We start from the raw sequence: 12,534 nt of genomic DNA on the forward strand, positions 1-12,534 counted from the left end.
GTTGAGTCTAATTTACCCTTCTTTTTTCTTCTTCGGCTCCGGTCTTTCTTTCACGAGCAGATTTAAGTTTACGATTTCCAAAACTTCTGGAATAAGTGACTATAAAAGTTCGGTTAAAGAAATCAACAATATTTATGGTATTCAGATTTTGCTCAGGAATGTCGCTTATTATGGTCCATTTTGCTGAATCTAACAGATCATTAATTTTGAATCCCAGGGTACCCCCTTTCTCACCAAACTTCTTTTGAATTCCAATATTTATACTATAAAATTCATCCAGAACGGCGGTACCTAAGGCACCGCCAATGGATGGGCTGTTGTAGTTTATGTTGATTTCTGAGCTAACATTTTTCGCCAAGGTGAACGCCTGTGTACTGTTAATATTGAATGTATTTTGTTCCAGGGAAAATAGAGTTCCTTCAGTAGTATTGGTAATTTTTGTGTTCAAATAGATAAAGTTGTTTTGCATTTTCCACCAATGGGTAATTGTTATTGGCCAACCCAATGTAAGCGAAAAGATTTTTGTTTGATCTAAATTGGCTGCTCCAAAAATCAATCTTTCATTTTCCTCATCAAATTGTGATTGAAACCTTGAAATGGTTCCATCCTCAACCGAATATTGTGCAGAAAGTATGGTAGAACGATAATTGAAATCAAATTTAACCGAGTTGGCAATAGCGGGTTGAACAGCCGGATTCCCGGCAAAAAAAGTGTTAGGGTCAATGAAAATAACAAAAGGGGCCATATCATTAAAGCTAGGTCTTGTAATACGCCTTGAATAAGAAAAATTAAGACCCAGGGTGTCGTTGAACTTATGGGATAAATATGCGGTAGGGAAAAATTCACCAAAAACCCTATCAACAACTTTACCCTGTTTTTCGGAATTCAGCTGGGAATCGGTATGTTCGTATCGCAGCCCTAATTTAAGACTGGTCTTATCGTTGAAACTATAATCCATGCTGACATAAGCTGCAAGTATCTGTTCTTTTAGTTCGCTAAAATCAGTAAGGGTAGCATCTTCAACAAAATCTTCGCCTTGAAACGTACCTATGACAACATCATTTTCAAAATCGCTGATACCAACTTTAATTCCGGCATCTAATTTTATGTTTTCGTTTATCCGGGTACTATAATCGGTTTTTCCTACGATTATGTTGATGGGCGTTAATTTATCACCAGTAGTCCGCTCCTCCCTTAAAAAGTTGTTACTCCCATCGAAAAAACTGTTCGTATATCTCGTTGGATTTTGGATATCATAGTTTAGATAATCAAAGTCAAAACTTAAGAACTGATCATCTTTAAAATTGTGTTTAAAGTTAAAGTTAGAACCAAAATTTTCCAGTTGGTTTATCTCCGTATTTAGTAGTTCAACAAAAGATTCTGGTATACCGTCTATCGTCTCTTGGCTATTATTCACAGCATCCATGCTAAATTTGTTGTCGTTATACCAAAAAAGTAACCCAATTACCGTTTTGTCGGATACTTGATAATCCATACCTAAGCGCATATTGTGATTACGTCGAATAGGATCCCTGTTGGAGATGGTTCTCAGGTTATTGACGTTTCCGTTTTCATTGACAAAAGTTCTATCAAAATCAAAAATTTGCCCTTGGGTGTTTCTTAAAAAAGAGTAGTACCCAAAAAGATTTAATCTGTTTTTTCTATAGTTAAAGCTGATATTATCAGAAGTTGTATTGCCGTTCCCAACTCCAAAAGACAATGAATATGAGCCATTAAATCCGGCATCGATTTGTTCTTTCAGCACTATATTTATAAAACCCGCATTTCCCTCGGCACTAAATTTGGCAGGAGGTGTTGTGATAAGTTCTATGGTTTCGATATTGTTGGCGCTCATGCCTTCCAGCATCTGTACTAAACTTGATATGGGCATATAGCTTTGTTTGCCGTTGATCATTACAAAGACACCACTTTTTCCAACAAGAGAAATAGTATTGTTCTGCCTGTCTACAATAACACCAGGCGATCGTTCAAGAATTTCCAGCGCCGAGGATCCATCAGAGAGTATACTACTCGCCACATTGATAACCATTCTATCAATTTTTTGAACATATAGGATTTTCTTTGATACTACCACAACTTCATCCAGTTCAACTCCTTCAGAGAGTAAAATAGTTGGCAGTATTATTTTTGAACTTCCATTAATACTCAAAGGACTACTGTAGGTGGGTTTAAACCCCATCAGACTTACTGATACGATATACTGTCCCTGCGAAATGCCCTCAAATGAAAACTGACCATTATCTTCTGTAATTGTTCCTTTGACCAATGTGGAATCACTGGCTTTAAGCAACAATATATTTGCAAAAGGTAATGGTGCTCCCGCATCATCTTGAATAAGTCCCTTAATACTGTTTTGGGCATAGGCAATTTGTGTTATAAATACCAATATGGCAATGAGGTATGATCGATTAAAACATAAAGTTATTTGGATCATTCTTTGTATAGGTTGCTTTGGATATTTCAGGTTTTTGCTTCCTAAAGGACATTCAGGGCAAAAACAACTGCCTTTACTTAATTGTAAAGTATATTAAAGATAGATAATTTGTCCATAGATATTTTTTCTTCTAAGGTGCAGCAAAGGGCTATATTAACGAAATCGCCGGAAAGAGAATATTTAAATATGAGGATACCTCAGATGGATACCGTTATGTTCCGAAGGGGATTTGATTCTAATTTTATATCATAGGGAAAGTTCAAAAAAAGGATAACCAAAAGCGTTTTACTCTTCAACTCGGGTGAACTTCCAAATGATAACGCTCAAAATAATTATGAGGTAATGCTGGGAAATGATCCAGTACACCATGGTTTTAGCGTGATATGGATAACGAAAGTTTCTATATATGAGATTTATCACATTTTCTAAGGCCTCTTTTATCTAATTTTGGTTGTAATTGGATATAGAACAAGTACCTAGCGAGAAAAATCTTTCTGTTACCAAATATTAAAAATACGTATTCATGCAAGAAAAAAGATCAGATTTAGCCGGACCCGGAATAAGTACCTATGAAGAAGTAAGCAAAATTCTTCCTGATAACTACAAGGCAGTATTACCACCTTTAAAGAGGATGGAAGCTCTGTATCTAATCAAAGACTACATAGAAAAAGGTTTGGCAGAGGCCTTAAATCTGCAAATGGTTCAGGTGCCATTAATCGTAAGAAAGGATAGTGGTGTTAATGATTATCTGGACCGTGACGGCTCTCGCACTCCTGTGGAGTTTCCGGCAGGGCTGGGATTACCTAAACGAATAGAGGCACAGGTTGTACAGGCGGCAACCAAATGGAAACGCATGGCTTTGGCACAATTTGATTGTGCAGTTGGCCAAGGCATCAATACGGATATGAGAGCTATAAGAAAGGATTATTTTCTTGATCATGACCACTCTGCATATGTCGATCAATGGGATTGGGAAAAGCGCATCTCTGAAGAAGACAGGACCCTAGATTATCTAAAAGATACTGTTAGAAAGATCTGGAAGGTAATTAGAGACGCCGGTGTTATGGCCAAAACGCATTTTCCGGAATTAGGCGATCCAAAATATCCCGATTTCCCGGAAGAACTCAAATTCATTCATGCAGAAGAGATCCTGGCCATGTATCCTGATCTGCCGCGAAAGCAAAGAGAAAACAAGCTTCTGGAAACATATCCTGCCGTATTTATCATTGGCATTGGTTCAGTACTAAAAGATGGCTATCCCCACGAGATGCGTGCAGCTGACTACGATGACTGGATTACGCCATCCACAACAATAAATGGCGAACAGATGTACGGACTAAATGGCGACATCCTGGTGTATAATCCGGTAACCAAAAGACGGCATGAGTTGAGTTCAATGGGGGTGCGGGTTACCAAAGACACTTTGAAAGCCCAATTGGAACTCTCTGAGCAGACAGATTTTCTTAAACTTCCTTACCATCGGGCTATTTTGAATGATGAAATTCCATTGAGTATCGGCGGTGGAATTGGTCAGTCAAGAACGTATATGTACCTTTTAAGAACCGCGCATCTGGGTGAAGTAACGGTTTCTATCTGGCCTGATGAATTGAAAGCGATTTGTGCCAAAAAAAATATTCATGTTTTAGAATAAGCGGGGATATTTAACAGGGAACGATTCCGCAATTCTGACTTACTGTCTTGCCTGCATGGCAGTTAGCTCATTAATTAGGCGGTCTCATCGTGCTGCACTGCGAGCACCCGGAAGGTGTGTAAACCGGCAGGTAGAAATTTTTGCCTTATTTTCCCAAAGTTCAAATAAGGGATTACCTCTTATACTATTAACATAAGTGCATATATCAGCTAATGGGAATAATGCTCTTTATCCCTTATATTTGAGATATAAAGCGAATAAATCGCTTTACTCAATTGTTGTACATAGTTTAATCCCAATCATGAATTCACGTATAAAACAACTGATTTTAATAACGTTAATTTCACTAATAGGAATCGCATCTTATGGGCAAGAATTAACGAATGAAATCGCGTGGACTATAAAGTATGGCCGAACTGAAAATTTGAAACATTTAATTACTGTGGACCGCATCGATGAATGTGTGGGAGTAGGAGACAGCAAAAAATATAATTATTTGGCAATAAGCATCAAGTTAAAATCGATGAAATCCTTACGCTATTTTGTTGAAAACGGAGCCGATATCGAGGGCGTTTGTGCGGATAAAACACCCTTGATGTATGCGGCAAAATACGGGCAATTGGAAATGGTCCGATATCTGGTGCAAAAGGGCGCTGATCTCAGTGCGACCTACAAAGGCAAAACCACATTAAGTTTCGCAAGACAATTTCATCAGCGTGACATCATAAAGTACTTAATAGAACATAAAAAGACATTAAAAACGATGCAGAACGACGGCTATAATGAAAAGCCCCAGTCTAGTTCTTGAAAGTTCAAATAAACGATCTTATTACTATTCATTCCATGTTTTACCCACCCTCTCAAAAAATGGAATATCAACTTTTAAAGTTACAGGTCCGTTACCAGGGAAACCTTGGGATGTTTCCATAATATACTTGCAGGCAAATTAGGGGTGATAACCTTTTTGAGCCATTCAGAATAAGTAGCTGTTTTTCCGGTTCCGGTTACAATAAATAAAATTTCTTTTGCTTGCAGGATCGATTTAATTCCCATAGTTATTCCATATTCAGGGGGTGTTTTTTCCGAGCTAATCATCTTATGTTTTTGGGTAGATTGTGCCAATTTGGAAACATAACATTCATCAGGAGGCCAATTTTCGGCCGGCTCTATAAAACCCAAATGACCATTTTTTCCCATTCCTAAAATGAGGATGTCCAGGGGACCTTTCATCTCAAGTTCTTTTTGCATAGCACATGCCGCCTCCTCTGCCTGCATTTTACTGTCAGGGAGCGTTAAATCGGGAGAAAAGTAATGCGCTCTTTCCACAGCTATTCCCCAGGGGATTCTCACCTCTTTTTCAATGTAACTCATACAACTATGGTGATATTCGGATAATCCAACCCATTCATCCAATTGAAACAATGAAAGCGATTTGGTATGCAGGTTTTGGGCCTTTGTGATATAGCTATACATTCCTAATGCAGAATTTCCGGTGGCAATACTTATCTTGCTTAATGGGTTTTTTCTGATCCTCCCGATTAACCAGTCAGCAGCCGTTTTGCTTAATTCCTGATAGTCTTTACACTGATTTATTGTCATTAATACCAAGCTATTTCACCATTGTAAGGAACACAGCCTTTGTAATATCCGGGTATAGGATTGTACCTCAACCCTTCCATGATACCTGGTTTAGAAGAAAAATACCCCCACTGTGTAAGAGATTTAAGGTCCTTAAAATAATGAGGAATTTTATGGGTTGTGGCAGTTGCTTCCTCGTCTAGTTGCTCAATTACTTCATATTTCTTTTCTGATGAATAATCTAAAAAGCCATCACCTAATAATTGGTTTAACCCAACCAGGATGCGATCCTTTCTTTCAATTCCATAACAATCTTCTGCAATGAGTGCGATAAAATGATGAACCTTAGCCTCTTTGGCGCCCGGAGATGCATCTGTTTCAGGTAAAATAATTTCGACAATATCAGCCAGAAGCAATTGATATTCTTCGTTAAATAACGTAGGATTGCTGCTATCTTTACATCCTTGTACAAGCCATGAAAAGGGGATAAAACTTCCGGCAGACCACCGGGCTAATATCCCTAAAGCATTTCTGCGATTTATTTTTTCCATAATACATACGGTTTTTTGGCATCAGTCTTAAAGGGCATCATGATCTTTTTTCCTGCTCCTGCGGAAGCATATGCAGCGAAAAGAACCTCTAAAACAGCCTTGCCATCCTCCCCTGTAACAAGGGGGGTACGGTCGTTCTTAACACAGTCTACAAAATGGGCCATCTCCTGTGGAAATCCATAGTTCCACAGTTCTTCATACATGGTAAAACTCCAGCCTTTTGTGTTTCCTGCTTTTTCTACTGCATACTCTATCCCTTTTTCACTATAGGTTAGTATGGAATTTCCCTGCAGTACATCGGCATATGCAACCCCTTCACTTCCATGTATTTCAGCTTTATCGTCCATCCCTCCTTTTTTGATCCAGCTTTCCTCTGCAATTGCGGTTACCCCATTGCTAAATTCTAAAATAAGTACGCTGTTGTCATCTCCAATGGTTTTATCCTGATGTACTGAGGTTTGCATTTGTGCATAGACCGAAACAATGGAAGCGTTAGGGTTTAACCACCTGAAGAATTGAATGGCATGACATCCCATATCCATCATAACACCGCCCCCCGATTTTTCGACATCATAAAAATGAGCTGCATGGGGCCCATCGTGCTTTTCAGACTGTTTAAAAAATATTGGAAACCCCAAAGCTCCTTCATCTAAGAGTGCTTTTAAGCGTACATATTTTGGCGTAAAACAGAGCTCTTCTGCATACATTAGTTTCACCTTATTTTTTTTGCAGGTTTCGATCATCAGGTCTGCTTCCTCCAGGTTTAAGCAAAGGGGTTTTTCTACCACTACATGCTTTTTAGCTTCTGCTATTTTAACGGCCAGTTCGCAATGCAAATAGTTGGGTGCGCCAAGAATAACCATATCAATTTCATCCAGCTCTAAAAAGGCCTCTATATCAGTAAACCAATTAGGGATCTGGTGTTGTTTCGCAAAGGATTTTACATGCGATTCGTTGGGTGATATCACTGCCACAATAACCGCATCGGGCACCGTTTTCAGTGCTTCCGCATGAATGTTAGCGATAAATTGAGATCCTATGATACCAATTCCAACTTGTTTGTGTTGCTTAATTTTCATACTCTTTGGGCTTTAAATTGTTCAGCGGCGTAGGTTGCAGCTCTTGCCGTAAACGCCATATAAAGCAAGGATGGGCTTTGGTTTCCTGTACTGGTCATACACGCACCATCGGTGACAAAGACATTCCGGCACAGATGCAATTGGTTGAAAGCATTTAGCATAGACGATTTTGGGTCGGTCCCCATTCTGCACCCTCCCATCTCGTGAATGTCCAGGCCAGGAGCTTGTTTAGAATCGTCCAGTATAATATCGGTACATCCCATGACTTCCAGCATGGTTTTACTTTCCTTTAAAAAGTCCTGGACCATCAATTCGTCGTTATCGTCATAATTCACATCCGTTACGAGCTGTGGAATTCCCCAGGGATCTTTTTCTGTATCGGACAAATAAACCCTGTTAGATGCTTTTGGAACGGTCTCGCCCTGCATATACATATAAGCCTGCCAATCTCCCGGAAAGCGCAGACCTTCTTTATATGCCGCCCCAATGCCGGGGCCATTTTCGGGAGCCTCTTCATTTCGCGCCCGGTATGCCCCACTGAAAATTGTATATCCACCAACAAAAGGCATATTATTCTTATAAACATTTCTGAAATTGGCTAAAATAAGTTCAGAGGGATTCCTGCCATAAACATAGGTGTCCCTAAACTCTTCAAACCTACCTGAGGCCCATCCGCGGTAATTATGAAAACCCACATAACGCCCCAGGATGTCATGATCATTTCCCAGCCCATTCGGAAATCGATCTGAGGTAGAGTTCAGTAAGATAAGATTTGTGTTCAGGGCCGAGGCATTAACAAAAATTATGCTGGCTTTTAATTCCTGGCGCATTCCGGTAGCAGTATCTATATACTCAATGCCAGTTGCCTTTTTTTGGTGGTCGTCATAAATTATTTTCACCACAACCGCATCTGAAAGAATGCTGAGGTTTCCGGTTCGTTGCGCCGAAGGCAGGGTACTGGAATTACTGCTGAAATAAGCGCCATAAGGACATCCTCTCATACAAAGATTTCTTGATTGGCATCTTCCTCTACCCAATTCTAAATGGTGTTCTTTAGGCTCAGTCAGGTGCGCCCATCTTCCATGTACCAGGTGCCGGTCCGGATAGCTGTCGCTTAATGCTTTGCTCATATGGCGTTCAACACAATTCATTTCGAAAGGGGGCAAGAACTCCCCATCGGGCATGGATTCTAAGCCGTCTTTATTTCCGCATACTCCTATAAAGTCTTCTACTAAATGATACCAGGGAGCTATTTCCGCATAATCTACAGGCCACTGAATCCCATACTTATATTTGAAAGGGGATTCGAATTCGGATTGGCTCCATCGCTGGCAAGCTCTGCCCCATGTTAAGGATTTTCCGCCCACTTGAAATCCGCGTATCCAGTCGAAAGGTTTTTTTTGTACATAGGGCTGATCCTTATCTTTAATAAAAAAGTGGGCAGTATCTTCACCAAAACCTGCCGATTTAGAGATCAAGGGGTTTTCATCCCTGAATGCCCTGGGCATCCAGCCGCCGTGAGGAAGTTCCCATGGCTGCAAGTGAGCAGTAGGGTAATCTTTATTGTGCTCCACATTTCTTCCCCTTTCCACAACACAGGTTTTAAGGCCGTTTTCACACAATACCTTAGCGGCCCATCCACCAGAAATGCCGGACCCAATGACGATGGCGTCGTAGGTTGTATTCATTTCAAAATGATTCTATCTCTTAAATATAACCAATAGATAGGTCACTTAAAAAACAAAGTGACCGGATAAACGCAAATAGTTGAATAGCATATACGAAATCTCACAGGAGCGAGGCGAACTTGCCCTCCGAAGTAAAACGAAGGGGTGGGCGGGACAACAGTTTAAGAGTCCGGCTTAATTGTTAAGTTGGACTTTTTTTTAAACCCAATAAGCATAGGAGTTTTGAAAGGACCCTCCAAATTAGACCAAAAGTCAACTTGTCAAAAGGTACGATAAGAGCTAATCAGAAGTTTTGTGCTCTGGACGCTGTTTAGAGGATCTCGAATTATTCTGCTGCTACAAACATCGCAACAGACCCAAAAACTCCGTGGGCTTCCTTTGCTCTGTCCATTTCGTCTGTTCCCATAGAAGCCTGCATGGCGTCCATGTCGTTAACATCAATAGAAAGTGCCACCATATTGCCCCCGTCAGCTATAGCGTAACCTACAATATTGGACCCCCATTTCGCGAACAATTCAACTCGTTCGGAGTGCTTGCTCATCCAAAGATCAACATCCTTGACCGCGTGTGTAAAAACTACTTTAGGCATGATTTTTTATTTATTAGTAAGTTAATAAATTAGCGATAAAAACAAAAGTATATCTGAATAAATACCGAGAGTATAAAATTTAAAACATTCAATTTGGATACCTGAAAAATTAGATTTTTTGGTTTAAGGTTTATTTTATAGAAAAATACTATAATATGTCAGGATCGTATACCAAAGGGGCAGGGTCTGGTAAATTCATTTCGTGTATAAGCGCTAAAAAACGCGGATCTTTTCGAAATTCTTCATTGGTTGCAACTACCCTTATCCATGGATGCCAAGCGTGTTTTTTAGCATGCCTAGACCATTCAAATGCCTTATCAAAATCTCCAAGATTAGTATACAACATTCCAAGGCATAGTGAAAAAAAAGGAGTTCTCGGCATATTTTCCAATTCCTTAATTATTGCTTTTCCTTCTTCTATATATCCTGCGCTTATTAATGCTGGGCCATAGCCCATATATTTCCATCCGGGATTGATACTTGCAGCTTGTTTCAACATTTCTAAGCCTTCTTCAATATTTCCCTGGTCAATTAAAATCCTTCCTTTAATAAGCATTCCTAAAGCGTAATCATCTTGCATTTGTATGGCTCTATCTGCTTCAATAATTCCCTTCTCATATTCACCAACCATACGATATAATGCCCCTAGCCATGCCGTATGCAAAGGTGTAAAAGGATCTAATTCTTGTGCGCGTTTGTGTTCTTCTATGGCTTCATTCATACGGCCAAAAAGAGCCAAATACCAGGCCCTGTGGTAATGATTATAAGCCATATTAGGATTGAGATCATTGGCTTTATGAAAAGCGTACTCGGCAAGTTGCCAGTCCCAGCCAAAATAAGTATGATAATGTGCAAGTGCCGCCCAGCCTTCAGCATTTGTGGAATCTAATTGAATAGCTCTTTTAGCTGCGGCCAGAGCTTTCGGAAATACATCTGGCGGTGGCATCAGACTATGGCCTACCGTTATGTAACCTTCTGCCATGCCCGCATAAGCGTAGGCATCTGCCGGATTTTCATCTATGGCCTCCTGAAGATAAACAAGCCCTCGTTGCCAGTCTTCAACTGTTGATTTATTTAAGTAATGTTTTCCTTTTAGATATAATTCATAGGTCTCAGGTTTTACAGGTCTTAGATTTGACCAAAGGATAGCATCGTCCTGTTTGACCTCCATACCCATTTCTCCGGCCAGATCCCTGGCTGCCTCTGCCCAGAGCTGCCTGACTTGAGAGATGTCTTTAGAATAGCTTTTTTTCCAGATTGGTGCGGCATCTGTAGATTCTTTGAGTTCGAGCTGAATAGTAAGTTTGTTTAATTGGCGCTCCACAGTCCCTTGAACAAAGTAATCGATCTGCCTGAGCTCATTTGAAATAAGGATAGTGGCAGGGCCAATATTTGAATAAAAAACCTTGCTCGAAGCCTGGCTTATCACTGTTAACTGGTCAACTTTTGATAATTCATTTATAAGTTCTTCGGTCATACCGGTCATAAAATAGTCTTCCTCAGGATCTTCTACTTCATGTACAAAGGGTATAACGGCAACTTTTTTTGATTGCTCTAAAATTGGGTTGTCATTCCAACTGGCACCCGCGTAAAAACTGATGGCAATTAGCAATATTACTGCCAGTGTGAGCGAACTTCCAATAACTATGTTGAGTCTGCGATTGGTTAAACGTTTGGTCTCTTCGTCATCAATGGTATCGTCAGTCTTTTGAAGACCATCCGGAGTCCAATCATAGATCCACGAAAAAGCTATCCAGAAAACAAGTCCGACAGCTAAAACATAAATCAAAACTTTTGTAGCATAATCCGGGGCATTAAAAGCTGGAAATAGAACAGAGAAAAGTTGTACAATAACCCAGGCAACTGCCAAATAGGCTATGGTGGCTTTAAATACATTTCTACGCTTAAGTTCTGATATGAATTTTCCAAAAGTCATAGGATGCAATTGTTTTGGTTTTTAAATACTATCAGCATAGCATTTTTTAAAAATGGTCATTGAACCAACAGACAAGTCAAAGCTAAGGCTCGCCGTTATTAAGACAAATGATATTGGTCACCTGACCATAATCTAATGTAGTAGTTTGTCGTCCCGTAACGCAGTGATGGCCGGTTTGTTGTTCTGCACTAGTTAAGCCGCTTTATGCGGTGACCTGGAAGGTTCAGCAATGTGGCGTGCGGGAACTTTTAGAGTAAATTACCTTATTCTAAAATAATCTTCATTGGCGAATTAACGCTGTTTAGATTTTGTTATTAAAGGGATTATCCCAAAAGATAAACAGAACATCATCATACTTTTATCTTGGCAGGGATAATAGTATATTTATTGAGGATATAACAAGTTAGGCACGATAAAAAAACAGTTTATGAATAATAAAAATAAATGGTCGAGAAGAAGATTCAGTAAAGCGGTAATTTCCGCACAATTTCTATTGGCTTCCGGAGCTTTAACACTTCCATTAGCATGTGCTAAAACCAAAAAGAGTGAAAGTGATTCCGCTTTAGACAACTTACAACAGGAGACCTTAAAATTTGCAATGGATGAAATTATTCCTGCAAATGAAAAAATGCCTTCAGCTTCTGATGTTGGAGGTGTCACATATGTCTTAAACATATTGGAAAAATTACCTGATTTATCTCCCTTGTTTCAAAGCCTGACAGATAAAATTGAAGTTTATAGTTTACAAAATTCGAATTCTGTTTTTTCAGATTTAAATAAGGAAAAACGTATTAATCTTTTGGTCAATTTTGAACAAACTGAACCAGAATTATTTAAAGTATTAAAAGACTTCACTTATGAAAGTTATTATACCAGTGAAAAAGTATATGAATTGATAAAATATGAACCACATCCAACTGGAACATCAGGGCCTAAGATGGAACCTTTTGATGAGAAACTTTTGGATCGCGTGAAGAATTTACCACCAATGTACACTAAAATCTAAA

General features: G+C 39.4%; 10 protein-coding genes. 3 read left to right on the forward strand and 7 right to left on the reverse strand.

Annotation, left to right across the window (positions count from 1 at the left end; genetic code table 11):
* Window positions 1-7: 7 nt before the first annotated feature.
* Entirely contained in the window at window positions 8-2,455 is a 2,448-nt protein-coding gene (locus tag Q0X66_RS10560; protein WP_297706101.1) for a TonB-dependent receptor, read from the reverse strand.
* A 523-nt stretch (window positions 2,456-2,978) separates the two neighbouring features.
* On the opposite strand from Q0X66_RS10560, the gene asnA reads away from it, so the two are divergent.
* Together asnA and Q0X66_RS10570 are read left to right on the forward strand one after the other, a co-directional pair.
* Entirely contained in the window at window positions 2,979-4,106 is a 1,128-nt protein-coding gene (asnA, locus tag Q0X66_RS10565; RefSeq protein ID WP_297706103.1) for an aspartate--ammonia ligase, read from the forward strand.
* A 301-nt stretch (window positions 4,107-4,407) separates the two neighbouring features.
* Window positions 4,408-4,914 (forward strand): ankyrin repeat domain-containing protein, encoded by a 507-nt coding sequence (locus tag Q0X66_RS10570; RefSeq protein ID WP_297706105.1) that lies wholly within the window; start codon window positions 4,408-4,410, stop codon window positions 4,912-4,914.
* An 80-nt stretch (window positions 4,915-4,994) separates the two neighbouring features.
* On the opposite strand, the gene Q0X66_RS10575 is transcribed toward Q0X66_RS10570, so the two are convergent.
* The 6 genes from Q0X66_RS10575 to Q0X66_RS10600 form a co-directional block, all read right to left on the reverse strand.
* Window positions 4,995-5,705, reverse strand: coding sequence for a 6-phosphogluconolactonase (locus Q0X66_RS10575; protein ID WP_297706107.1), 711 nt, complete (start codon window positions 5,703-5,705; stop codon window positions 4,995-4,997).
* Window positions 5,705-6,235, reverse strand: a complete 531-nt coding sequence (locus tag Q0X66_RS10580; RefSeq protein WP_297706109.1) for a gluconate 2-dehydrogenase subunit 3 family protein — start codon at window positions 6,233-6,235, stop codon at window positions 5,705-5,707. The genes Q0X66_RS10575 and Q0X66_RS10580 overlap by 1 nt, the downstream gene beginning before the upstream one ends.
* Entirely contained in the window at window positions 6,223-7,314 is a 1,092-nt protein-coding gene (locus Q0X66_RS10585; protein ID WP_297706111.1) for a Gfo/Idh/MocA family oxidoreductase, read from the reverse strand. Before Q0X66_RS10585 ends, Q0X66_RS10580 begins: the two co-directional genes overlap by 13 nt.
* Window positions 7,311-9,002, reverse strand: a complete 1,692-nt coding sequence (locus Q0X66_RS10590) for a GMC family oxidoreductase (RefSeq protein WP_297706114.1) — start codon at window positions 9,000-9,002, stop codon at window positions 7,311-7,313. The genes Q0X66_RS10585 and Q0X66_RS10590 overlap by 4 nt, the downstream gene beginning before the upstream one ends.
* Before the next feature lie 325 nt (window positions 9,003-9,327).
* Entirely contained in the window at window positions 9,328-9,591 is a 264-nt protein-coding gene (locus tag Q0X66_RS10595; protein ID WP_297706116.1) for a hypothetical protein, read from the reverse strand.
* A 148-nt stretch (window positions 9,592-9,739) separates the two neighbouring features.
* Window positions 9,740-11,527: a hypothetical protein gene (locus Q0X66_RS10600; protein WP_297706118.1), complete on the reverse strand. Its 1,788-nt coding sequence runs from the start codon at window positions 11,525-11,527 to the stop codon at window positions 9,740-9,742.
* A 427-nt stretch (window positions 11,528-11,954) separates the two neighbouring features.
* On the opposite strand from Q0X66_RS10600, the gene Q0X66_RS10605 reads away from it, so the two are divergent.
* On the forward strand, window positions 11,955-12,533 hold the full coding sequence (locus Q0X66_RS10605) for a gluconate 2-dehydrogenase subunit 3 family protein (protein ID WP_297706145.1): 579 nt from the start codon (window positions 11,955-11,957) through the stop codon (window positions 12,531-12,533).
* Window position 12,534: the final 1 nt, after the last annotated feature.

This window comes from uncultured Eudoraea sp. (assembly GCF_947260015.1).
In the GTDB taxonomy this organism is placed as follows: Bacteria; Bacteroidota; Bacteroidia; order Flavobacteriales; family Flavobacteriaceae; genus Eudoraea.